The 22,353-nt window shown below is 60.3% G+C and carries 27 protein-coding genes; 11 read left to right on the top strand and 16 right to left on the bottom strand.

Going from position 1 to position 22,353, the window contains the following annotated elements:
* Positions 1 to 237: 237 nt before the first annotated feature.
* Together J4G38_RS23275 and J4G38_RS23260 are read left to right on the top strand one after the other, a co-directional pair.
* Positions 238 to 2,013: a patatin-like phospholipase family protein gene (locus J4G38_RS23275; RefSeq protein WP_210521332.1), complete on the top strand. Its 1,776-nt coding sequence runs from the start codon at positions 238 to 240 to the stop codon at positions 2,011 to 2,013.
* A gap of 193 nt (positions 2,014 to 2,206) precedes the next feature.
* On the top strand, positions 2,207 to 3,952 hold the full coding sequence (locus tag J4G38_RS23260) for an OmpA family protein (protein ID WP_210521333.1): 1,746 nt from the start codon (positions 2,207 to 2,209) through the stop codon (positions 3,950 to 3,952).
* Between the two features lie 38 nt (positions 3,953 to 3,990).
* Here J4G38_RS23260 and J4G38_RS23255 read toward each other — a convergent pair whose 3' ends face one another.
* The 9 genes from J4G38_RS23255 to J4G38_RS23215 all read right to left on the bottom strand — a co-directional run bounded on the left by J4G38_RS23255 (position 3,991) and on the right by J4G38_RS23215 (position 8,526).
* Positions 3,991 to 4,482, bottom strand: a complete 492-nt coding sequence (locus J4G38_RS23255; RefSeq protein ID WP_210521334.1) for a VRR-NUC domain-containing protein — start codon at positions 4,480 to 4,482, stop codon at positions 3,991 to 3,993.
* Positions 4,473 to 4,697 carry a hypothetical protein gene (locus J4G38_RS23250; RefSeq protein WP_210521335.1) on the bottom strand — a complete coding sequence of 75 codons (225 nt, stop codon included), beginning with the start codon at positions 4,695 to 4,697 and terminating at the stop codon, positions 4,473 to 4,475. The genes J4G38_RS23255 and J4G38_RS23250 overlap by 10 nt, the downstream gene beginning before the upstream one ends.
* A 1-nt stretch (position 4,698) precedes the next feature.
* Positions 4,699 to 4,851, bottom strand: coding sequence for a hypothetical protein (locus tag J4G38_RS23245; RefSeq protein WP_210521336.1), 153 nt, complete (start codon positions 4,849 to 4,851; stop codon positions 4,699 to 4,701).
* A gap of 4 nt (positions 4,852 to 4,855) precedes the next feature.
* Positions 4,856 to 5,638, bottom strand: a complete 783-nt coding sequence (locus J4G38_RS23240) for a hypothetical protein (RefSeq protein WP_226163736.1) — start codon at positions 5,636 to 5,638, stop codon at positions 4,856 to 4,858.
* The gene (locus tag J4G38_RS29050; RefSeq protein ID WP_226163732.1) at positions 5,520 to 5,915 is read right to left on the bottom strand and encodes a hypothetical protein; all 396 of its coding nucleotides are present in this window, start codon (positions 5,913 to 5,915) and stop codon (positions 5,520 to 5,522) included. Before J4G38_RS29050 ends, J4G38_RS23240 begins: the two co-directional genes overlap by 119 nt.
* 649 nt (positions 5,916 to 6,564) lie before the next feature.
* Positions 6,565 to 7,353 (bottom strand): hypothetical protein, encoded by a 789-nt coding sequence (locus J4G38_RS23230; RefSeq protein ID WP_210521338.1) that lies wholly within the window; start codon positions 7,351 to 7,353, stop codon positions 6,565 to 6,567.
* Positions 7,350 to 7,979: a hypothetical protein gene (locus J4G38_RS23225; RefSeq protein WP_210521339.1), complete on the bottom strand. Its 630-nt coding sequence runs from the start codon at positions 7,977 to 7,979 to the stop codon at positions 7,350 to 7,352. Before J4G38_RS23225 ends, J4G38_RS23230 begins: the two co-directional genes overlap by 4 nt.
* A complete protein-coding gene (locus J4G38_RS23220; protein WP_210521340.1) occupies positions 7,976 to 8,263 on the bottom strand; it encodes a DNA-binding protein in 288 nt (95 codons plus the stop codon). The genes J4G38_RS23225 and J4G38_RS23220 overlap by 4 nt, the downstream gene beginning before the upstream one ends.
* Positions 8,264 to 8,265: 2 nt before the next feature.
* Positions 8,266 to 8,526 (bottom strand): hypothetical protein, encoded by a 261-nt coding sequence (locus J4G38_RS23215; RefSeq protein ID WP_210521341.1) that lies wholly within the window; start codon positions 8,524 to 8,526, stop codon positions 8,266 to 8,268.
* A 277-nt stretch (positions 8,527 to 8,803) separates the two neighbouring features.
* On the opposite strand from J4G38_RS23215, the gene J4G38_RS23210 reads away from it, so the two are divergent.
* Positions 8,804 to 9,508: a S24 family peptidase gene (locus tag J4G38_RS23210; protein WP_226163730.1), complete on the top strand. Its 705-nt coding sequence runs from the start codon at positions 8,804 to 8,806 to the stop codon at positions 9,506 to 9,508.
* 193 nt (positions 9,509 to 9,701) lie between these two features.
* Here J4G38_RS23210 and J4G38_RS23205 read toward each other — a convergent pair whose 3' ends face one another.
* The 4 genes from J4G38_RS23205 to J4G38_RS23185 form a co-directional block, all read right to left on the bottom strand.
* Positions 9,702 to 10,073 carry a putative quinol monooxygenase gene (locus J4G38_RS23205; protein WP_210521343.1) on the bottom strand — a complete coding sequence of 124 codons (372 nt, stop codon included), beginning with the start codon at positions 10,071 to 10,073 and terminating at the stop codon, positions 9,702 to 9,704.
* A gap of 291 nt (positions 10,074 to 10,364) precedes the next feature.
* Positions 10,365 to 10,769 (bottom strand): carboxymuconolactone decarboxylase family protein, encoded by a 405-nt coding sequence (locus tag J4G38_RS23195; RefSeq protein ID WP_210521344.1) that lies wholly within the window; start codon positions 10,767 to 10,769, stop codon positions 10,365 to 10,367.
* A 79-nt stretch (positions 10,770 to 10,848) separates the two neighbouring features.
* A complete protein-coding gene (locus J4G38_RS23190; RefSeq protein WP_210521345.1) occupies positions 10,849 to 11,259 on the bottom strand; it encodes a cupin domain-containing protein in 411 nt (136 codons plus the stop codon).
* A gap of 387 nt (positions 11,260 to 11,646) precedes the next feature.
* Positions 11,647 to 11,949 carry a hypothetical protein gene (locus tag J4G38_RS23185; RefSeq protein WP_210521346.1) on the bottom strand — a complete coding sequence of 101 codons (303 nt, stop codon included), beginning with the start codon at positions 11,947 to 11,949 and terminating at the stop codon, positions 11,647 to 11,649.
* A gap of 382 nt (positions 11,950 to 12,331) precedes the next feature.
* Here J4G38_RS23185 and J4G38_RS23180 point away from each other — a divergent pair, with 382 nt between their 5' ends.
* From J4G38_RS23180 to pgl, 4 genes are all read left to right on the top strand, one after another.
* Positions 12,332 to 12,964, top strand: a complete 633-nt coding sequence (locus J4G38_RS23180) for a hypothetical protein (protein ID WP_210521347.1) — start codon at positions 12,332 to 12,334, stop codon at positions 12,962 to 12,964.
* 197 nt (positions 12,965 to 13,161) lie between these two features.
* Positions 13,162 to 14,661, top strand: coding sequence for an NADP-dependent phosphogluconate dehydrogenase (gene gndA / locus J4G38_RS23175; RefSeq protein ID WP_226163728.1), 1,500 nt, complete (start codon positions 13,162 to 13,164; stop codon positions 14,659 to 14,661).
* A gap of 48 nt (positions 14,662 to 14,709) precedes the next feature.
* Positions 14,710 to 16,224 carry a glucose-6-phosphate dehydrogenase gene (gene zwf / locus J4G38_RS23170; protein ID WP_210521348.1) on the top strand — a complete coding sequence of 505 codons (1,515 nt, stop codon included), beginning with the start codon at positions 14,710 to 14,712 and terminating at the stop codon, positions 16,222 to 16,224.
* A gap of 2 nt (positions 16,225 to 16,226) precedes the next feature.
* A complete protein-coding gene (gene pgl / locus J4G38_RS23165) occupies positions 16,227 to 16,949 on the top strand; it encodes a 6-phosphogluconolactonase (RefSeq protein WP_210521349.1) in 723 nt (240 codons plus the stop codon).
* 136 nt (positions 16,950 to 17,085) lie between these two features.
* On the opposite strand, the gene rpiA is transcribed toward pgl, so the two are convergent.
* Positions 17,086 to 17,838 (bottom strand): ribose-5-phosphate isomerase RpiA, encoded by a 753-nt coding sequence (gene rpiA / locus J4G38_RS23160; protein ID WP_210521350.1) that lies wholly within the window; start codon positions 17,836 to 17,838, stop codon positions 17,086 to 17,088.
* A gap of 219 nt (positions 17,839 to 18,057) precedes the next feature.
* On the opposite strand from rpiA, the gene J4G38_RS23155 reads away from it, so the two are divergent.
* Positions 18,058 to 19,251 carry a lactonase family protein gene (locus tag J4G38_RS23155; protein WP_210521351.1) on the top strand — a complete coding sequence of 398 codons (1,194 nt, stop codon included), beginning with the start codon at positions 18,058 to 18,060 and terminating at the stop codon, positions 19,249 to 19,251.
* 95 nt (positions 19,252 to 19,346) lie between these two features.
* Positions 19,347 to 20,477, top strand: a complete 1,131-nt coding sequence (locus tag J4G38_RS23150; RefSeq protein ID WP_210521352.1) for an AI-2E family transporter — start codon at positions 19,347 to 19,349, stop codon at positions 20,475 to 20,477.
* 15 nt (positions 20,478 to 20,492) lie between these two features.
* Here the strand turns inward: J4G38_RS23150 and J4G38_RS23145 are convergent, their stop codons facing one another.
* Positions 20,493 to 20,837 carry a hypothetical protein gene (locus J4G38_RS23145; protein WP_210521353.1) on the bottom strand — a complete coding sequence of 115 codons (345 nt, stop codon included), beginning with the start codon at positions 20,835 to 20,837 and terminating at the stop codon, positions 20,493 to 20,495.
* A 15-nt stretch (positions 20,838 to 20,852) separates the two neighbouring features.
* Between J4G38_RS23145 and J4G38_RS23140 the strand changes: the two genes are divergently transcribed.
* Positions 20,853 to 21,056 (top strand): hypothetical protein, encoded by a 204-nt coding sequence (locus tag J4G38_RS23140; protein WP_210521354.1) that lies wholly within the window; start codon positions 20,853 to 20,855, stop codon positions 21,054 to 21,056.
* Between the two features lie 63 nt (positions 21,057 to 21,119).
* Complete coding sequence (locus J4G38_RS23135; RefSeq protein WP_210521355.1) at positions 21,120 to 21,536, top strand: hypothetical protein; 417 nt, start codon at positions 21,120 to 21,122, stop codon at positions 21,534 to 21,536.
* A gap of 47 nt (positions 21,537 to 21,583) precedes the next feature.
* Here the strand turns inward: J4G38_RS23135 and J4G38_RS23130 are convergent.
* On the bottom strand, positions 21,584 to 22,353 hold a 770-nt coding region (locus J4G38_RS23130), incomplete at its 5' end, for a DUF6929 family protein (protein ID WP_226163726.1).

The raw sequence follows: 22,353 nt of genomic DNA, 5'->3' as shown, positions 1-22,353 counted from the left end.
GTGCTGGCACTGATGCAACGCATGGTTGGCAGGCAGACTTTTGTAGCTGCGTCAGCAGCTGAATACTTTCAGGGCAAAGTTTTTTACGGCTGTAGGGACTACCTGGCTTTGACTTACGCACATAATCCGCTTCGTTGTATGAATGCTCCTGTTGCCACTCCTCCTGCACCCTTCAGCCAATCTACCGCATCGTTACCACCGCGCACATTTGAAGCAGAGGCCATTTCTGTAGCCTCTATGCCCACTGCCTCCGCTCCGGTGAGCTTGGCTACTCCAGAGGTTCCGTCGGACACGAAGTTTGAAATAGGGTTGGTGATGGCGGGTGCCATTTCGGCGGGCGCCTACACAGCGGGGGTAGTCGATTTCCTGTTTAATGCCTTAGATGCGTGGTATGACCCTCAGCGGTTATCTGCCGATGGGTGGGAAGGTTCCGTTCCACCACACGATGTAAAATTGAAAACGATGGCAGGAGCTTCAGCGGGCGGCATGTGTGCAGCACTGACGGCCATTTCTATCCTCGACGGCGATACTTCACGCTTTCACAATGCTTGGGTTAACCGAATCGACATACGGCCCTTGCTCCAACCGGACGGGCAGCAGGAGCCGCCGGTGACGTCGCTGAAAGACATCCGCAGTGTGCTGAACTGTGAAGTGCTGGACCAGATTGCCAAAGAGGCCATCACGCTACCCAAAGCCCCCAAGTGGCGGCCCTGGCTCGATTCACAGTTGGATTTTTACCTTACGCTCACCAATCTGAACGGCTTGGTTTACGAAGTAACCCAGCAAGGGGGAGCGCCCCAACGCTTTATTGACCATGCCGACCGCATTCAATACCGGTTATTAAAACCGGGAGCACCGGTACCGGTGCCCTCGGACCCGGCTTTGCGGATGCTGCCGGCTACACCCCAGAATCCGCAGCAGCAAGGGATATGGGATGAGCTAAAGACGGCCGCCCTAGCCACTGGAGCTTTCCCGGTGGCATTGCTAAATCGGCGTTTGCTATTTGATAATGATTATTTTAACAACCGTTCGTGGTGGTACGGCGCACAGAGCTGGCCTGCTCATGTGCAGCGCACGGGCCAGCTTGACCCGAACCGTACGCCCGTTCCCGACCCACTGCCGGCGCCTTACCTGTTTGTGGACGGGGGCGTGACGAATAACGAGCCTTTTGAGTTGGTGCGGCGCACGCTGGTGGGCGATGCCAGCGGCTTGACGCCGAGTGTCAAAGAGGGCGAGAAGGCGCGGCAAGCGGCGCTAATGATAGACCCCTTCCCAGCGGATACTAGAGAGGACGGCTATACCGAGATGCAACAAGATTTGTTCCACGTGGTGCCAGCCATTTACACGGCTCTGCGCAACCAGTCGCGTTTCCGCACCGAAGACTTGCTGGGAGCATTGGACCTGGACGAAAGCAGTCGTTTTTTGATTGCGCCTATTCGTACAACGGGAGCCTCCGGTGGCCGGCCGGTGACGCCTAGCCTAGCCAGCGGGACGCTTGGGGCCTTTGGAGGATTTTTGCATCAGCCTTTTCGGGAGCACGATTATCAACTGGGCCGCCGGAACTGCCAGCAGTTTTTGCGGGAGTGGTTCACGTTGCCGGCCACCAATGGCCTGTTCCAAAATTGGCCCGATGAGAAAAAAGCGCTAGCGCGTCCGCGCTCCGGTAATCCGGCCGGCCCGGTTTATCTACCTATTATTCCCCTGCTGGGAGTTGACCTTCAGGCGGAGCTTCCCAGCCCAAGCTGGGACGGAGCCCGGCTGCCCGTTGCCACGCTGGAAAATGAAATAGCTCCCTTGCTGGAACAACGCATTGGCTGGCTTACGGACTTAGTCAAGAAAGATTTGCCCAAAGGCTGGTGGTGGCTTAACACGGGTTATTCGTGGTTTATTCAGCCCAAGCTGCGAAAGCTGGCGCTGAACACTGCGATGAATAAAGTGCGCAGGAGCCTTAATGATGCGGGGTTATTGGTTCCTGAGCAGACAGAGGCGCAACTCAAAGCTCAGGAAGGCTGAGAGCGGGCCGCGATGTTGATTCAGGCCCTTCTGCAAGTTTCTTGTAAAAGCCAATGAATTGCAATTAAGGTGACAGCACACTGATATAAGATGCTGCTTTCGGCTTTTGAATTTGTGTTAGCCATAGTTGGGTCTGCATTTCTACAAATTTGTCCATTTGGCCGATACTAACTGCTCTAAAACAACGTCAGTTATGCGTCTTATTCAGAGCGTTTTCACAGTATTTCGACACGGTGTATTTGTCTTAATGCTACCGCTTTTATTCACAGCTTGCCACGACCTCAAAATAGGGCATAAGCGTGATAATGATAAGGACGGTGTAAAGGATAGGAGCGACAAGTGCCCTGGAACGCCGTCTGGGGTTAAAGTTGACAAAAATGGCTGCCCGCTTGATACAGATGGCGACGGGGTTGAGGATAACCTAGATAAATGCCCCGAGGTGAAGGGGCTAGCCACCTTGCAAGGCTGTCCCGACTCGGACAGTGACGGCGTGATTGACCAGAATGACAAGTGCCCCGACACCCCGGCAGGCGTGGCAGTCGATGCCAATGGCTGCCCGCTGGACCGTGACGGTGATGGCATACCCGACCACCAAGACCTTGATGCCGACAAAGACGGCGTGATTGACCAGAACGACAAGTGCCCTGGTACCCCGACTGGCGTGAGCATTGATGCCAACGGCTGCCCGCTCGATAAAGACAGCGATGGTGTGCCCGACTATCAGGACCGTTGTCCCAGCCGCCCCGGCCCGGCCTCGAACAAAGGCTGCCCCGAGGCGAAAGCCGAAACCAAGAAGCGCCTGCATGAGGCCACAAAGTACATCAACTTCGAATCCAATAAGGTGATGCCGCTTCCGAAGTCGTTTCCGACAATGAAGAACATTGCCGCCATCATGGCTGAATACCCCGATTATACTTTGAGTATTGCCGCGCATACTGACAACTTGGAAAGCAGCAGTGATGGGGGCTTTCGACTTGCGGAGGAACGTGCTGCTGCAGCCCGAACATATCTACTCAGCCAAGGTGTTCCGGCTGCACGCATCGAGGTCCGTCGATACGGTGCAATCAAGCCAATAGCGGACAATGCTAGCGCTGCTGGCCGGTCCCAGAATCGCCGAGTAGATTTCGACTTTTTCCTTGCAGGTGAGCCTAATGCAGCAGAAGTAAAATATGGTCTGGCTCCTGCCAGTAGTCATGTTGAAGCTGGTGATAAAATGACATCATCCCCTTATGTAGATGCTGGCTCGGGTGACGAGGTGTTCACTTCGGGACCGTCGAAGAAGTGTTATGAAGAAGGCTCTGCAGTGTATAACACGCCTCGTAAAATGGTGAAAGGGCTAGTGTACAATGTAGTACTCAGCCTTGTGGCAGGCGTAGTTGACAGTCTGCAACCGCATTCGAATAGTGCTTTGCCCAGGCACATGTTACCTCGCACCACGATAACCGCACACCACCTCATTGCCGACTCCTATTTGGGAGTTCCGGTCGTTCCCAATGAAAGGAATATTACATTGGAGCAAATAAAAATAACCCCATTTATGAATGTCGACCTTAAAGCCGATACTTCGTTTTTCCACGTTAATCCAGAGGAGCCACAAGTTTTTGTGGATGTTAAAAACGATACTATTCAACAGCGCGTGTGGAGGGTAACACCGATGAAGGCTGGGGATTTACTGCCCCTTCTTTTTATTATCAAAGGTTCCTGTGACGATATAAATCTAAAAAACAGTAAGCCATTCTATAAAACTATTCAAGTAAGCGTGACCGAGCCACTAAAACCTACACCAGAACGCGTTACTGATTTTTTAGACTGGCTTAAAAAAAATTTAGCAACCATTGCGGCAATTCTGGTTTCGCTATCAGCCATATATGCGTGGTTCAGGAAAGGAGGAAATAGTCAAACAACTCCCGAAGGTGCTCACAATGGGACTAACGATTAGTTTGTACGATGATTGGTTCTAATGCAAGCAGCTTGTTTTTATTTCCCTGAGACATTGTCTGGCCGGGGTAATAGGCGGCTAGGGGTGTAGGGGGCGGGCTCGTCGTAGGTAGTAGTAAGGGAAGCAGGCGGAACGGTGGCCGTTGCGGTGGTGGGCCCCATGTGGAGACCGCGCCGTTCGAAGGACTGCACGAAGCCGGCGTAGTCGTAGGCGATGAAGGCTAGGCCGCCGGCGGCTTTGAGCTCGTTGAGAAATTGGGTTTGCTCGGGGCGGGGGCGGTCGGTACCGGCTTTGACTTCGACGCCGAGGAAGCGGGCGTCGGCGCGGCGGTAGCCCAGGATGTCTGGGATGCCGCGGCGGCTGTTGGGATGGGGGCGCCATTTGCCGGTGTTGGGGTCGTACTCGCCGCGGTTGGGCTGGGCCCAGGCGGTGAAGCCGTGGGCGTGGAGGTAGCCCAGGATGGCGGTGGTAATTTCTTCGGCGGTGAGAGTGCCGAAATCGAGCGGGGTTTGGGGAGTGGCTACGGGCATGGCACTTCGATGAATGAGCCGATGCTGACCAAGCGGGCCACTTCGTCGGCGGTGGTGGGATAGGCAGGGCTGAACTCGGTGGCGTAGATGCTGCGGCGGTCCTGCAGGATGCTGGCGGCAATGGCCTTGCTGGTTTTGGTGGCGGGGCGGGCGGGCGTGTGGGTGACGCGGTAGAGGCTGCCGCAGCGGGCGCGATAGTAGCGGGTGGTGCTCATGCTAGAAATCTCCTTCGACGATGATGCCGCTCGCTACCAGCGTGGTGCATAGCTGTAGCAGTTCGGCCTTCTCGGCTGGGGTCAGGCCGCCGGCTTTGCGCATCAGGGCATCGTAGCGCTGCCAGAGTTGTTGCGTGGTGCGTGAGTCGGGCATGGTATTAAGTGGTTGGGGCGGGTGAGGCTTGGCGGCGGGTGGCGTGGCGGTAGTTGGCAGTTTCGACCTCCTGGCGCTGCTGCTGGGCCTGCTCGGGGGTGATGAGGCCGCGGGCCTCGCGGGCTTTGGTGATGGTGAGCTTGCGGCGCAGGCTTTCGCGGTTGGGGTGTTCGGGGTCGAGGCGGCGGCGCAGGATGCTGGCGACGACGTTGCCGGCTCCGGCGATGGTGGCTACGGTGGCCGCGTCGTGGCTGGGGCCGGTGGCTTTCAGGTCGCGGTGGCGGGATTCGAGGAAGCTGGCCTTGCGGTCGAAATACTCGCTGATGAGGCGGTAGATGGTGCTGGTATCGAGCGACTGGTAAAATTTGGTGCCGTTGGTGCGGGCCTGTTTCAGCGCCAAGATGAGGTCTTTGAGGCTGTCGTGGGTGTAGGTTTGGGCCAGGGTGTCGGCCAGTTCCAGAATGTCGGCGGCATCAGGTTTGTCGGGCACGCGGAGGCTGTCGACGAAGGCACGTAGGATGAGCACCAGCAACCCAATCAAGGCGCGGTCACCGAGCTGGCGCTGTAGCTGGAACAGCTTGGGGGCAGCGGCGGCCTGGGCCAAGGTGAGGCCCACCGATACCTCGGCCAGCAGGGCGCGGGCTTCGGGGTTGGGAGTGCGGGCCAGCTCACCTATCCCACTTGCTGACGTAACCAGAGCGAGCAGGCCCGCCTCCGGCGTTGTGGGGGCCTGGGTTAGCTGGGTCGTGGCGCTGGACGTTGGGAGCGAGTTTGAGGCGGTTATCAGTAGCATCGTTGAACATGAAGCGTTTGGCGGTGGCTACCCAGTCGGCGCGGCGGGGTGGTTGGCCGGTAATCTTGTCGCGCCAGAGGTTGACGGCCTCGTGGTAGTGGTGGAGGTCGGCCAGGGCGTAGTCGGTGCCTTCGAAAGCGGCCACGAACTTTTGCTTGTCGAATATTTCCGATTCCGGGAAGGTGGTTTCGGGGCGCGGCTGTCGGCCGGCCCGGCGGCGCGGCTCGGCGGGGCCGGTGGTGGCAGCTGCGCGGATGGTTTCGGCCTGCACCCCTTTTTTCTTTGGCGCAACTTTCTTTTTTGGGGCTGCGCCTGGGCTCGGTACTGCACCGTCGGGCGGGGCGGTGTCGTCGAGGACTTCCGCACTTGAAAGCCCGTCGTTGGAAAGCCCCTCCCCTCTTTTTTTTTTCAGGTGCTGCGGCGCTGTTTACATCACTGTTTATATCAACTGTTTTAACTAATAAGGAGTGTTGGCTCACTTGTGCGGCAACCTCGGGGCTGGGTTGCCCCAGTTGTGCGGCAACCGGTTGGCTCACTTGTGCGGCAACCTCGTGCTTTTTGGTTGGCTCACTTGTGCGGCAACCTCCGGCTTTGGGTTGGCCCACTTGTGCGGCAACCTCGGCCCCTAGCTCTACCATCCGGACCTGGCTGCCGTTGGCGCTGTGGCTGGGTTGGTAGGTGAGCAGGCCGAAGGTTTCGAGGGTGCGCAGGGTGGCGGTGTAGGTGTCGCGGTTGCCGATTCTGGCCGCCACCATCAGCCGCTCCCGGTCAAGCGGCAGGGCATCCGGAAACCGGGCGCTGTTCCACTCGAAGAACAGCGCCCAGTAGAGCGTGAAATGGTGCGGGCGGCTCCCGGGGTTGGTGAGCAGCCGTTCGTGGGCGGCGCGGGTGTGCTGGACGTAGTTCAAGGGGCTGGCTCACTACTCCGCTGGGTTGCGTTTGGCTTTGCGCTTAGGGGCCGTGCCCGGCAGGGTCGTACCCGGTAGGGCGGCGGCTTTGGCTACTGCCCCCATTTCACCCATCACCTGCTCGCGCAATTCGTCGGAGGTTGGCAGCTTCTCGGCTTTCGGGCTTTTCGCGGGCTTTTCCTTGAATACCTCGCCCATTTCCATCTCACCGGCCTGGGGCTGCCGGAACATATCGAGCTGGCGGCCGGCCTCGCTGCACTTGCCGCGCAGGGCCGCGTCAATTTCGGCCAGGGCCTCCCCTACCAGCGCTTTCAGGTCGTCGGTATGGGGGTAGTGCCAGGAGTCGGATTCTTCGAACTCCTCGGACGTTTCGGCAAAGCTGACGTACTGGCCGGTCAGGTTGAGCACCTTGCCGCTTTCGAGCTGGCGGAAGCCCATCAGGGTCACGCCGTCCTTCTTGCCGATGATGAGGCCGGTAACGCCGTAGCTGTCGAAGTGCTCCGGCAACTCGCCGCCCAGCTCAGGCCAGAAACTTAGCTCGGTGGTGCGCTCGTCCAGCTGCTCGGTCAGGAGGCAGAAATGGGGCACGAGTTGGGCAAAGCGGGCTTCCAGGTCGGGGTGTACCAATTCGGTGCCCTGCATCGTGAACTCGCGGGGCTTGCTCTGCAGGTCGAGCTGCTCGCTGAACTCAGCGGCCAGCAACTGCTTTTTGACGGTGGCCTTCTGAATGGTGAGAAGGGACTTCGGGGCCTGGGGGTCGTACCCGGCAGGGCCGACGACGGGGGTAAGCTCGGTGCTCATGGGGTTAGGAGTATTTGGTGGTGGGTGGTGAATACCGCGGCGGCAAACCCTCGCGGGGTCAGGCTGCGGATATTGGCGCGGTTCTTTGAGCCGGGTACTTTGTCGACCATGGAGCCGTGAATGGGAAAGACGGGGCGCTTCTCCGGCATCTGGAAGCCGTGGCCGGTCCAGAGGCAGGTGTGCTTGGTGTAGGCTTCCTCGGTGGGGTTGGCCAGCCAGCCGGCGTATTCGCAGGGGCTGAACCGGTGCTCGGGCTCGCGCCAGTAGTGGCGCAGCTGGCCCTTGGGGTTTTCGATGAAGTAGGGCGCGCCCAGGCGTTCGCAGAGGTCGGCGGCGGTGCCCACCAGGTCGAGGGCGGCGGCCAGCGCCCGCAGGCCTTTCACCCGGAACAGGTGCGCGCCGGCGTTGCTCAGGTCGGTGCAGGGTGGGAAAGCGGCGACGAATGCGATGGGGCCGGGGGGCGGGGCGAAATGGCGCACGTCGCCGCCGACCAGGCAGACATTGCCCATCCACGTTTCGCCGGCGGGGTGCTGCACGTCGACGCAGTAGCAGGTGTAGCCGGCGGCGGCCCACGGCTCGACGAAGCGGCCGGAGTGGTCAAAAAGGGAGATGACGACCTGGCTCATGCGGCGGCGCGGTGTCCTCGGCGTGGGTATTTATCGAGCGCCGACGTGCTGAATCCCCAATCCTTCTCATTGAGGCGCACGCCCTGGATGCGGCCGGCGCGGCGGGCGCGTAGCAGGGCATCTGCGCTCAGGCCGATGTACTCGGCGGCGCGGGCGGTGCTCAACACTTCGTCGGGGGCGGTGGTGGTGGCCAGGGTGCGGGCCTGCTCGGCTGCTTCGAGCTTGGTGATGCGGCCCACCAACTCGGCAAAATCTGCGGCCTGCATGATGATGGCGGGCTGCATGACTACGCTTCGGCTATCAGTTGGCGAGCACGCTCGGCCAGCTCGCGGCGGCGCGTAAACTCGGCTTCGGCCACCTGCATGAACGTTTCGGCAACCTCCGGCCGCGTGTTGCTGCCGGCAATGGCCTGGTAGATGGTGCTGCGGCTGACTTTGATGCCAGCGTCGGACAGCTTGGCCAGGGTTTCTTGCACTACGGTGTTCTTAGCTCCCAGTTTTTGCAGTACAAGCTGCAATGGCGTAGGCTCTTTCTCGTTTTGTTCCATGTTGTTTCCTGTTTGAGTTGTATATTGCAAAACAATTCGCGCATTATTCTGCACAAACATACGCCTATTTCAACACAACAAGTACAATAAAACAGGAAGTAACATGGAAATCTCTGACAATGAAACAGAAAACCTGCCTCCTGTCGTTCAGCGGGTACAGGAGGTTTTTGACCATTACGGCCTGAATGCCAGTAGTGCGACGAAGGCCCTTGGCTACAATACGACGAGCAAGCTTTACAGTATTCTGAAAGGTTCGGAGCCTTCCCTTCCTACTCTCGTGGACTTTTTAACCAAGTGGCCGGACCTATCGCCCGCGTGGCTGACGTTGGGCGAGGGGCCGATGCTGCGGAGCGCCGGCGGCGGTGCTACAGCAACGCGGGTGCTGGGGGCCGGGCCGGGCCATGCCGTGCACGGCTTCGGGCGGGTGCTGGCCGTGACGGTGGATGCGGCGGGCGATGAGAACATTACCAGTGTGCCCGTAATGGCGCAGGCGGGCTACACGCGGCAGCACAATGAGCCGGTGTTTCTGCGGCAGCTCCAGCAGTTCCGTTTGCCGGGTTTTAGTAATGCCACTTACCGGGCCTTTGAGGTGGAAGGCGACAGTATGCTGCCGCTGATTAACCACGGCGATTTCGTGATATGCTCGGTGGTGGAGCGGTGGGACCTGCTGCAGCCGGGCCGCATGTACGTGGTGGTAACGAGCGAAAGCGTGATGCTCAAACGCCTGCGGGCACGCATTACGGACGTGGACAGAATGGTGACGCTGTACTCCGACAACGTCAGCGTGCTCCCCTACGAGTTGCCGGCTGCGGATATTACGGAGCTGTGGATGGTGCGCGGGTATTTGTCAACCTACATCCCCAGCACGCCCGACGTCACGGCCGAACGGCTGTGGCAGGTATTTGACCTGTTGGGCCTGGACCGGGGAGAGGTGCGGCGACATTTGGAGGAAAATGGCCCCAATTCTGTCCCCAACAGATAATCACCCCTGCCCTATTTACTTATTTACAATAACTTATATCAATCGGTCGCATTCCGGCTCCGGGTACTAGGAAGGTCTAACGACCACCCACAAATCAAGCCTCAAAAGCTGTAAATCTGGCAACAGATGCAGTTTTTGAGGCTTTTTTGCGTTCGGGCCAATCGGGGTTCTAATGCTCAGGCCGCTTTTTTTATCACTTCACCTTCGTGCCAGGCAGCAGGGGCACAGTTTCAACGAGTTCGAGCGACTTGACCATTACCTTGGTGCCGTTCTTATACTTCAGGAAGTGAGGCGTTTGCAAATGTGCCTTGTAGGCCGCCGGGCTGGCATATATTTCCAGAATTGTGATGCGCGTGGGATTCGCTCTGTCCGCCACTGGGTATAAAGTCAGTACACCGGGTTCGACGCGCAAGGCCGTTTTAATCCCCTCCTTCAGCGCCGCCTGGTAGCTTTCCAGCTGCGCCGGGTAGATTTCGAGCTTCGCCAGATGCACCACCTGGTTGCTTGGCTGAGCGGCCGCGCTGCCACCTGCCATTAAAGCCAACAGCCAAGCGGTGAGCAACATGAAGCCCAGGCAGAGTGCTTTCGTTTACATGGGAAGTAGACGTTGTTTTTTGCTTGCATCGAGCACTCTCGTCAGGACTACGCGGCCGGCATCGGCGGCTTTTTGCCGATACTGGCCTCCTCCAGGGAGAGGAACTGCCGGAGTTGCGGCTCCGTGAGCCCAATGTTCATGCCCATGCCCAAATGGGCTTGCAGCCTGGGCTCGACGCCGCCCAGGCTTACGAGTACCGATATAGTGGCCAGTTCCCGGTCCTGATAGCTCGTTCGACATGGTCGGCGAACAGGTGTTCCTTCAGAAACACGTCAATTTCCGGGCTGAAGGCGTTGGGGCCGGTTTTGGGTTGGCCGGTGAGGGTTTCCAGTACCTGCTTGCCGCGCTCTCATACTTGGGCGCGGTGCTGGTGATGGGCGCGGCGGCTTTGCCCATTGCGTCCTGAATGCCCCTGGCCTTGCGCCCGTCCAGCACTTTCATCAACGTGCTGATGCCGTTGAGGCTGCGGGGAAAGCCGCAGTAGGCAGAGAGCAGCACCAGCACTTCTTTCGCCTCGTTCACCGTCAGGCCGGCCTCTAGGCCGTCGGCTACGGCTTTATGGAGATAGGGCAAATCACCTTTGGCCGTGAAAGCCGAAATGGTGACGATGGATTGCTCCCGGTCCGTCAGCGATTCGGTTTGTGAGACCTTGGGTTGTGCATTCATAGGGAGTAAAAAAACAGGAGCCAAACGGCTAATGCCGTTGAGCAAATGCGGGCGTTTTCCATGGCGCGGGGCCCGGGTACTAGGCCTGCGCCGCCTGGTATTCTTCGTCGGTGACGGGGGCACCCCAGTCCGCCACGCCTTTGCTGACGCCGGGGTTAATGGCGTAGTGGGTGAAAATGCTGGTGGCGGAGGCCCCGTGCCAATGCACCACGCCGGGGGCAATGCTCACGGCATCGCCGGGGCGCAGCAGACGGGCTGGCTGGCCCTGCTCCTGATAGTAGCCCACCCCGGCGGTCACGACCAGAATCTGGCCGCTCGGGTGCGAATGCCAGTTGTTGCGCGTGCCGGGCTCGAAGGTGACATCGCCCACCGTACAATCCGTGGGGTTGCCCTCTACCACCATGGTCACCCAAGCGGTGCCGCCGGTAAAATACTCGGCCGGAGCCTGCTTAGTAGCTGGAATGGCCGGGGTTTTTGCTTGTTCGCTCATGATGCTGGAAAGGTTTGTACTGCGTTGGTGCGGGTTAGAATACGCAATACAAAGGTCCCAGGGCCATGAGCCGGAAGAAAGCAGGAATCAACCGGCTTTGTATGTAATTCAAACAGGCAGCGAATTTGCGTGCCGCCCTTGAACTAAACTGCTACCATGCGGTGTGGCGTTTGCCGCCCTCGAAGCAGGCGGCTGCTCCAGCTGCCGGCCACGGCGGTGTGGGAAGCTATACGGTCAATTGGGCACCTGACCGGTGCCACTCCCAAACCAGCCACGACGCGATACCAAGGCAGCCAACCTGCCTTCTGTGGCTGCTCAGCCTTTTCCGAAAATTCGGAGCTAAGATATTACTCCTTAGTTACCAAGACGGGCAGAAAGCGAACTTGCTCAGTTTAAGCCCTGACCAACCAGTGGTTGGCCGGCGGTGCCTTCGAGGGGAATGTAGTGGCGATGAAAAAGGTCGTCCCTGCAGACGTACATTTCGCCGGTGGGCTCCGTGATTACCCAGTCGCCGGCAAACACGGTAAACCGCCCGTGCCGGGTGGCCAGGTAGGCATGGGGCGGGCTGGGCAACAGCCCCCCACCTCCCGGATGACCGGATTCTTCGCCGGAAAGCCCGGCGATGCGCAGCCCCGGAAGCCACTGAGTAGCTTCTACTATTTCAGCAGGTTGGCGAGTAAAAAGCGGCATGGCAATGGTTTTTCTTCGGGGAGCAATCAGCAGCGGCAGCGATACGGCGGCAGTCCTTGACCGCGCTTATTGGCGACTGCTGTTCCTCCAATTCGTCCCGATTTGAAATGGTAGGCAAACAAGTTTTTTGCAAGATTAAGCTTCATGCAATGAATGTTTTATGAGTAAAGCTGAATAGGTACAATTCATTTTTACTCCATCTTTGGAGCCGATTCCTGTTGTGATTTGCCTCATTTTTTGGCCGTCCCGCCGTTCTTGAATTGCTGTGAAGTTGGGGTTGCTCACTTTTACAGGAAGCCCATTCGGGCCTCAATCATTATAAAATAATTTTATATTTGTTTTCACAAATAAAAACCCGCCTTTCTCCCCCTTCGACTCAAGTATGAAACACTTCCTCTCCGTTTGTGCGGCGTGCGCTTCCTTGGCCATGGCCGGCTGCGAGCAAGCCCAAGAAGCCAAAAACGCCTACAGCGCCATTGCCACCACCACCAAGGCGGCCAAAGAAATGTCGAACAGCATGCAGGCCGCCCAGTCGCGCCAGGAAGAACGGAAGCAGCGGGGCGACACGCTGGCCCTCAACTATAAGGAGCTGCAGAAGTACCTGCCCGCCAGTCCGGCCGGCTACACCGCCGACGGCGGCCCCGAAGGCCAAAGCACCAACATGGCCAATATGCACATGTCGACCGCTTCGCAGAAATACAAGAAGGGCGACCAGACCCTGAGCGTGGCCCTGGTGGACTACAACAGCGCCGCGCCGCTCTTCATGGGGGCCACGGCCATGATGAATTCGGGCCTGGAGATGGAAGACGACAACCAGCTCACCCGCGGCCTCAAGCTGGATAAAACCGGTGTGAAAGGCATGGAAACGCTCGACAAGAAGGAGCACAAAGCCACCGTGGTAATGGGCATCGGCGACCGGTTTCTGGCCACCGTGGAGGCTTCGGGGCAGGACAACACGGACTTGGTGAAGTCGGTGGCCCGGAACCTCGACCTGGACGCCCTGGCCAAGCGGTAAGCCACTGGCGCGGGCAAGCCCCACGGCACGGCAAACGCCCCCGCAGCCTGGCGCCGCGGGGGCGTTTTTTTGGGTGCCGCCCGCAGCGCATCCTAAAAAACTATCCCGACCTTGCCAAAACTTTCCCGGCAACTCCTCTCTTTTCTGCCGGAATTCGTTTTCTGCACCAGAACCAAGCCCCACAAACTCGACCTCCGATGAACGCAACCCCCTCTAAGCATTCCTTTGGCATGATTGGCCTCGGCACCATGGGCCGCAACCTGCTGCTGAATTTGGCCGACCACAACTTCGCCGTGGCTGGCTACGACAAAGACGCCGACAAAGTGGCCCTGCTGGGCAAGGAAGGCGCCGGCAAGCCCGTGGAAGGCTTTGCCGAGCTGGCTCCTTTCATCAGCAGTCTGCAAACGCCGCGCTCGGTGATGATGCTGGTGCCTGCCGGCAAGATTGTCGACAGCGTGATTGACGAGCTGCGGCCTTTGCTTTCCCCCGGCGACATCATCATCGACGGCGGCAATTCCCACTTCACCGACACCGAGCGCCGGGCCAAGGCCCTGGAAGCCGAGGGCTTCCACTTCTTTGGCATGGGCGTGAGCGGCGGCGAGGAAGGCGCCCGCTTCGGCCCCAGCATGATGCCCGGCGGCGATAAGCAGGCTTATCAGGTGGTGCAGCCCATGTTTGAAGCCATCGCGGCCCGCGTAGACAATGAGCCGTGCGTGACGTACATCGGCCCCGGCGCGGCCGGCCACTTTGTGAAAATGGTGCACAACGGCATCGAATACGGCCTGATGCAGCTCATTGCCGAAACCTACGCGGTGCTGAAAACCGGCCTGGGCCTGGATAACGCCGCCATCGGCCAGGTGTTTACGCAATGGAACGCGGGCCGCCTGCAGTCTTTTCTGCTCGATATTACCAAGGATATTTTCGGCTACATCGCGCCGGATACCGACCATTTGCTGCTCGACGACATCAAGGACGAGGCTCGCTCCAAAGGCACGGGCAAGTGGACTTCGCAGGTGGCGATGGATTTGGAGCTGCCGATTCCGACCATCGACACGGCCGTGGCCATGCGCGATTTATCCAAGTATAAAGCCTTGCGCGAGCAGCTGGCGGGCCTGTACGGCCCAGCGGCCGGGGCGCTGCCGGTGGAGCACGGTGCCTTTCTGGCGCAGCTGGAGCAGGCGTTTTACTTCAGCATGGTCATCACCTACGCACAAGGAATGCAGCTGCTGACCAAGGCTTCGAAGGATTACAACTACGACTTGCAGCTGGCCGAAATTGCTAAAATCTGGCGCGGCGGCTGCATCATCCGCTCGGGCTTCCTGAACGAGATTTTCAACGCCTACAAAGGCACGCCCGATTTGGGGCATTTGCTGCTCGATGGGCAGGTGCAGAAACTGGTGAACGAGGCCGCACCGGGCTCCCGGGCCGTAGTAGCCGCCGCCGCCACGGCGGGCCTGGCCCTGCCCGGCTACATGGCCTCGCTGAGCTACTTCGATACGTTCCGCACGGCGCGCATGCCGTCGAACCTGATTCAGGCCCAACGCGATTATTTTGGGGCACACACCTACGAGCTGATTGGCAAAGAGGGCGTTTTCCACACGCAGTGGACGCCGGAGCACGAGGACGCAGCCAACAAGAAAGACGTGGAAGTTGGCCAGGAGCACAAAACGGAGAAGCCCGTCACGCCGAACAAATAGCCTCCCCCGCATCGGCATCACCTCTCATTCGCAAAGCACCCCACTGGCATGAATAGCCCGAAAAATAATCAGCCGACCATCTTCGTCATCTTCGGCGGTACCGGGGATTTGAACGCCCGCAAGCTGGCCCCGGCGCTCTACAACTTGTTTTTGGATGGCTGGCTGCCCGAGCAGTTTGCCATCATCGGCACGGGCCGCACCGAGCTCACCGACCAGGCTTTCCAGGAAAAGCTGCTGGCTGACATCAACCAGTTTTCGCGTAATGGCAAAGCCAAGCCTGCCACCTGGACCACCTTCGCTCCGCACATTTATTACCAGGTGGCCGACGTAAAAAACGCCGATACCTACCAGGCCTTCGCCGGGCACATCGCGCACCTGGAAAAGGAATGGAGCACCAAAGCCAACGTGATTTATTACCTGGCAGTGGCCCCCGAGTTCTTCCCGATTATCGCCACCAACCTGGCCAAGAGCAAGCTGGCAGCCGACCCCGAGTGCACGCGCATCGTCATCGAAAAGCCGATTGGACATGATTTGGAGTCGGCCCGGGCGCTGAATAAGCTGCTGGGAGAGATTTTCGACGAGCAGCAGATTTACCGCATCGACCACTACCTGGGCAAGGAAACGGTGCAGAACATCATGGCTTTCCGCTTCGCCAACGCCATCCTGGAACCGCTCTGGAACCGCAACTACATCGAGCACGTCCAGATTTCGGTGACCGAGCAGCTGGGCGTGGGCGACCGCAGCGGCTACTACGACGGCGCGGGCGCCCTGCGCGACATGATTCAGAACCACCTATTGCAGCTGCTGTGCCTGGTGGCTATGGAACCGCCCGTCAATTTCAACGCCGACGAAGTGCGCAACCGCAAAGTGGACGTGCTGCGCGCCATGCGCCGCTTCACGCCCGAGGAAGTGCGTGAGTCGGCGGTGCGCGGGCAGTACGGCCCCGGCTGGATTGAGGGCAAACAAGTACCCGGCTACCGCGAGGAAAAAGACGCCAACCCGCAGTCGAACACCGAAACCTTCGCCGCCGTGAAGTTTTTCGTGGACAACTGGCGCTGGCAGGGCGTGCCGTTCTACGTGCGCACCGGCAAGCGCCTGCACCGCTCGGCATCCATCATCAGCATCCAGTTTAAGGACGCGCCGCACTGCGTTTTCCCGCCCGAAACGGGGGAAAGCTGGCAGCAAAACCGCCTCATTATCAGCATTCAGCCCGAGATGAGCATTCGGCTGCAAGTGCAGGCCAAGCGCCCCGGCCTCGACATGATGCTGAACACCGTGGACATGGTGTTCGACTACAAAGGCACCTACATCGCCGAGGCCCCGGAAGCCTACGAAACGCTGTTGCTCGACACCATGCTCGGCGACCAGACCCTGTTCATGCGCGGCGACCAGGTGGAAGCGGCCTGGGACCTGGTGATGCCCATTCTGAACTCCTGGCAGGGCCGCACCAGCCAAAGCTTCCCCAACTACTCGGCCGATTCGTGGGGGCCGGAAGTGGCGGAGGCGCTCATCGCCCGCGACGGCTTTCACTGGTTTTCCCTGCCCCTCAACGCCAAGAAATAGCCATGCCCCAGCACGTTTATGCAACGGTGGAGGACGTGCTGCACGGCCTTGCCGACTACTTTGTGGCGCAGGCCGACGCGGCCATTGCGGCGCGCGGCCGGTTTTCCGTGGCGCTGTCGGGCGGCAGCTCACCCAGGAAACTGTACGAGCTGCTGGCCTCCGAGGCGTACCGGGACCGAGTGAAATGGCAGCAGGTATTTTTCTTTTTCGGCGATGAGCGTGACGTTCCTCCCACCGACCCGGAAAGCAACTACCTGATGGCCAAAACGGCCCTGCTGGAGCCGTTGCATATTCCGGCCGCGCACGTTTTCGCCGTGAATACCCTGCTGCCGCCCGCCGAGGCGGCGCAGGCCTACACCACGGCCATTCAGGATTTCTTCGGTTCAGAAAAGGCCCGGTTCGATGTAGTGCTGCTGGGCCTGGGCGACAACTCCCACACGGCGTCTCTGTTCCCGCATACCGCCGTGCTGCAAGTGGCCACGGCCAGCGCCCAGGAGGTTTTCGTGGAGGAAATGCAAGCCTACCGCATTACCCTGACGGCCCCAATGATAAACCAGGCCCACGCCGTGGCCTTCCTGGTGTACGGCGCCGGCAAAGCTGCCGCCGTGCGGTCGGTAATAAATGGCGCCCGGGATATTGAGCAATACCCCGCGCAGTTGATTGCCCCCACAAAGGGCGAACTGCACTGGTTTCTGGACGAGGCAGCGGCGGCGAAGCTGGCGTAACCTCATCCCCTGCCCCCCTCTCCCGTGGAGAGGGGGCACCAGTTCAGCGCAGATAATGGTTCAGTTAAAAGTCAAAAGGGAAGAATTAAAATTCGTGTGTGATTTTAACTCTTCCCTTTTGACTTTTAACTACCTGTTACGGCAGCTTCGAGAACCCATCCACCGCCACAGGCTCTGCGCCGGCCCGCCACACCATCACCAGCTCGCCTTGCGCCACTAAGGCAGCCCGCGCCAGCCCGATGAACAGGCCCTGCTCCACGACACCGGGGATATTCTGGAGTTGAGCCGCCAGTTGTTCCGGGTCCGGTATTGCCTCAAAGCGGCAGTCAACCAGCAGGTTGCCTTGGTCGGAATGGGCCAGCTCGGAGGGCTTTTGGTGGTCGGGCCGCACCACCGGGGCGCCGCCGAGGGCCGCCACGGCATCAAGCACCCAGGGCAGCGCGAAGGGCACCACTTCCAGCGGCAGAGGAAAGTGGCCGAGCTGGGCCACGGCCTTGGAAGAGTCGGCGATAATGAGCCAGTAATCGGAGGCGGTGGCCAGCACTTTTTCGCGCAGCAAGGCCCCGCCACCGCCTTTGATGAGGCGCAGGTGCGGGTCGAGCTCGTCGGCGCCGTCCACGGTCAGGTCGAAGCGCAGGCCGCGGCGCGGTTCCAGCAGCGGAATGCCGGCGTGGCGGGCCAGGTCTTCGCTGGCGCGCGAGGTGGCCGTGGCCTGCACGCGCAAGCCGGCCTGCACCCGCTCGCCAAGCTGGGTGATGAAGTGCGCCGCCGTGCTCCCGCTGCCGAGGCCGACAATCATGCCATCGCGCACCCAGCGCAGAGCGGCGGCGGCGGCGCGCTGCTTTTCAAGGTCTAGCTTGTTTTGGACTTCGGATGAAAGCTCTGCCATTGCGGATGGGAAGTTACGCGGCAGCTTCAGCAGGCTGGCCGTGAGTGGATGATGAGGGAGCCAAAGTAACAACTACGGGCCGGATGCGGCGGCCGTGGCAGCCAGCACATCCCGATGCTCGTTTTGCCCAAACTTCTATTTTTCCCACCCGTTATGCTTCTTGGTATTGTGCCTTCGAGTGGAATTGTTGCATTTTTGCGCTTCATCCTTGCCTGCTATATGTCCCACCCCATTTCTTCCCGCCGCCGTTTTCTGTCCGCCAGCGGGCCCGGCCTGCTGTCCATCGCCCTATTTGCCGGCTGCGTGCGGCCGGTGGCCAGCACGGGCAGTACCAAAGATTACCTGCTGTACGTGGGCACTAACGTGGCTTCGGAGCAGGAAAGCACGATTTTTCTTTACCGTGTTTCCCCCACTACCGGCACGCTCACCCGCGTGAGTGCCCAGCGCGGCGGCCCCAGCCCGACGTATATGACCTTGGCCCCGAACCACTGCTTCCTGTATGCGGTGAACGAAACCCAGACGTTTCGGGGCGCCGTCAGCGGGGGCGTCAGCGCCTTCGCCGTGGACCCGCACACCGGCGACCTCAAGCTCCTCGACCAGCAGCCTTCCAACGGGGCCTCGCCCTGTTACATCAGCCTCGACCACACCAGCAAGGCCGCCCTGGTAGCCAACTACGTGACTGGCAACGTGAGCCTGCTGCCCATCGCGGCCGATGGCCAGCTCGGCGCGCCCACCACCGACCAGCACACCGGCAGCGGCCCGCACAAAAACCAAACCGGCCCGCACGCCCACTGCCTCCTCCCCGACCCGGCCAATAAATTTGCCTTCGCCGTGAACCTGGGCACCGACCGCGTGTACGCCTACCGCCTCGACCCGGCCAAGGGCCAGCTCACGCGCCTGCCCGAACCGGCGTTTACGGCCAAGCCCGGCGCGGGGCCGCGCCACCTCGTGTTCCACCCCAACGGCAAGCTGGCCTACCTGGTGAATGAGTTGAATTCGACCGTGACGGCGCTGGCCTACAACGCGGCCACGGGCCAGTTCCGGGAGCTGCAAACCGTGTCGGCGCTGCCGGCCAGCTACACGGGCGAGAATTCCTGCGCCGATATTCACGTAGCGCCCAGCGGCTTGTTTCTGTATGCTTCCAACCGGGGCCACAACAGCATCGCGGTGTTTGCCATCGACACGGCCAACGGCACCCTGGTGCCCATTCAGGACGTGGACACCCAGGGCAAAACGCCCCGCAACTTCACCCTCGACCCCTCGGGCCGCCTGCTGCTAGTGGCCAACCAGAACTCCAACAACGTGGTCACCTTCCGCGTCGACCCGCAATCGGGCCAGCTCGCCCCCACCGGCCAAACGGCCGAAGTACCCTCCCCCATGTTTTTGCAGGTGGTGGAAGATTTCACCCGGTAAGCCTGCGCCGGCAGCGCCCGCCCGGCAACGCCGGGAGCCGGCGAACGTAAGCGGGCCTGCTCAGCCACTTCATCGCCGCCTCTGCTACTTTGCTCATGACCGAACCTCGCCAACTCCACGAGTCGCAATTTCCGCTGTATGTGAAAGCGCCGCTGGTGCTGCTGGGCCTGGCGTTGGCCGTGTTCACGATACACATTGCCAGCGACATTATTTTTCCGCTGTTTTTCGCGGCCATTTTCGCCATCATGCTGCACCCCGTGGAGCAGTGGCTGCTGCGGCACCGGGTGCCCAAGCTGTTGGCCATCACGCTCACGGTGGTGCTGGGCGTGGCCTCGCTGCTCGGCCTGATGTACTTTATTTACCTGGAAGCCTCGCAGCTTTCCAGCCAGATGCCGCTGTTCAAGGCCAAGTTTACCCAAACCTCCACCCAGGTGCACCAGTGGCTGCAAAGCCGCCTCGGCATCAGCGACCAGAAGCTGCAAGGCTGGCTGAGCGAGGCCGGCAACCGCGCCTCGTCGCTGCTGGGTGGCACGCTCTCGGCCGTGTCGGGGCTGCTGGTGGTGGCCACGCTCATTCCGGTTTACATCTTCCTGTTCTTCCTCTACCAGCGGCGCCTGGTTGATTTCCTGACCCAAGTGTTTTCCGGCCACCGCCAGGACAGCGGCGTGGCCGAAGTGCTGCGCGAGAGCAAGGCCACCATCCAGAGCTACATGATTGGCCTGCTCATTGAAGCCAGCATCGTGGCCACGCTCAACACCACGGCGCTGCTCATCATTGGGGTGCCGTATGCGCTGCTGCTGGGCGTGCTGGGCGCATTGCTAAATTTTATTCCCTACATCGGCGGGCTCATTGCCATCGCGCTGCCCATGCTCATGGCCTTCGTGGCGCAACCCGGCTACGGCCACGCGCTGGCCGTGCTGGCCGCCTATATGCTCATTCAGTTCATCGACAACCACTACCTGATTCCGCGCATCGTGGCCTCCAAAATCAAGGTTAATGCGTTGGTGGCCATTGTGGGCGTGCTGGTGGGCAATGCCATTGGGGGCGTGGCGGGCATGTTTCTGGCCCTGCCGGTCATCGCCATTCTCAAAATCGTGTTCGACCGCATTCCGCCGCTCAAGCCCTGGGGCATGCTGCTCGGCGACGAAGAAACCCCGCGCGGCCGCCGAGTCAACCCGGCCAGCCCGGCCGCCGTGGCGGCTGAAAAGAGCGTCGAAATCAACTAATGCCTCCCGCAGGCTTCACAGCTGCACCCCAATCAGCCACGCTTCAGCCGCTTCCACGGTCGAAAACCGCTGAAACACAAAGTTGACCGGCGCCGCCGACACCACCGATTGCGTGGAGAGCCGATGGAGCGGGTCGGCCCCTTCCACGATGGCGCAATGGCGGGTGCGGGCCTGAGTCATGGCCCGCGGAATCCAGGTTTCGGTGAGCCACTGCTGGGCCGGGCCCGAGAGAGGCGCGCGCTGGCCATGGTCCGACAATATTTTCCGGGACCCCGAGGTGAGCAGCAGCGCCAGCACTTGGTCGTAGTATGCTTTGATGGTGTCCAGCGTCAGCCGTTCGGGGGACCACGCCAGCCGCACAAAGCCCGCCTGGCTATGAAAAAGCTTGCCGGCAGTATTTTGAAAACAAAGAGTTTCTTGGGAGCGGGGCAGCAAATTCATACTTGGGCGCGCGCCTACAACAGCAAAAGACTGTTGCAGGGCCAACAAACTTACGCCCGAGGCCGGAAAATGCGCGAAAAGGCCCAACAAAACCACAATTGCCGCGTACTAACAGCCCATCCAAAGTTGGCATCATAAGCTTGGCATTAGCTGAATATTTTACCTTATTTTCAGCAAATTACGCTATCCGGATTATTCATCATGCGTTTATATTTTGAAAACCCCATCGGGCGTTTGCTCGAACACCCCGACGGCTATGCCTTGGTGCAATACGCCGCCGGCCCCCGAGATTTTGCTACGTTTCAGGCCTTTCTGACCCACACCGGCCAACTGTTGCGCCGCTACGGCTGGCACAAAATGCTGGCCGACCAGCGCGCCATGGCCCCCTTCACCGAAGAAGAAAGCCACTGGATTACCAACCACTGGCTGGCTCGCAACGCCAGCGACGGCTATGAACTCTACGGCGCGGTGGTGATTCCCAGCAACGAGTATGCCCGCCTCGCGCTGAACGTGGTGATGAGCACGGCCCAGCATTCTTCCCTCACTTACCGGCTGTTTGAAGCCGAGCCCGAGGCCACTGCCTGGCTGCGTGAGCTGCGGCTGCCCAGTGGTACTTGAGTTACTCGTTGGTAGTTGTTAGCTCATTGGCAACTACCAACGAGTAACTACCCTCTCGAACTTGTGGGCGACAGCGCTACTTCTGCTACCACGGCGGTGCTCCCACCCATGTCGTCGTCGGTCACCAGCAGCAATTCCCACCGGCCGGCTGCCAGGGCACGGCGCACGGCCAGGCCTTCCACTTTGCCGTGGTACGCGTGCCCATCGGCCCATTGCAGGCGCGCAAAGGCGCCGGTGCCGGCTTCCAGGTTCACCAAGCCAATGAAGGAGCCCAGCACGGCCCCGTCGAGCACGGCATCGGTTGTGTTTTCGACCGATGCCGTGACGAACAGCAGGTCATCGACGAACGTGGCCCCGGAGAAGCCGGCCGGGCAGCCGTCAATTTCGGGCAACTGAAATTTCAGCACCTGCACGTCGGGCGCTGGCCCACCAGATGCCGCAAAGACGAGCGCAGCCGCCAGCGGCAGCCGGAACAGCAGCGCCGCGTCGGCCCGGCCCACCGTGCGCTGAAACAGCAGCAGTTCCGTGGCCGAAGTGGCGGCGGCTTCCAGGTTCAGCACCGTGCCGGGCGGCAGATGGGGCTGGAGCAGGGCGTAGAGTGGCGCAAAATCCTGCTCCTCGGGTACGGGCGCAGCCCCGGTTTCGGTGGGCACAAACCAGCCGCGGGCGCGGTTGGGCCGGCTGCCCGAGCCAAACAGGAGCAGGCCGGGCCGGCCGTCGGGCCAGCAGAGCGCCGCCATGCATTCCAGGTCGGGCTTGTCGGGCTTGGGAATGCGGGCCGGGCCGGCGGGGTCGGAATCAAAAAGCCGCACCGGGC

The sequence above is a fragment of the Hymenobacter terricola genome, assembly GCF_017921975.2.
Taxonomy (GTDB): Bacteria; Bacteroidota; Bacteroidia; order Cytophagales; family Hymenobacteraceae; genus Hymenobacter; species Hymenobacter terricola.
Note: the sequence above shows the minus strand (reverse complement) of the source record. Positions and strands in the feature narration are given on the sequence as shown.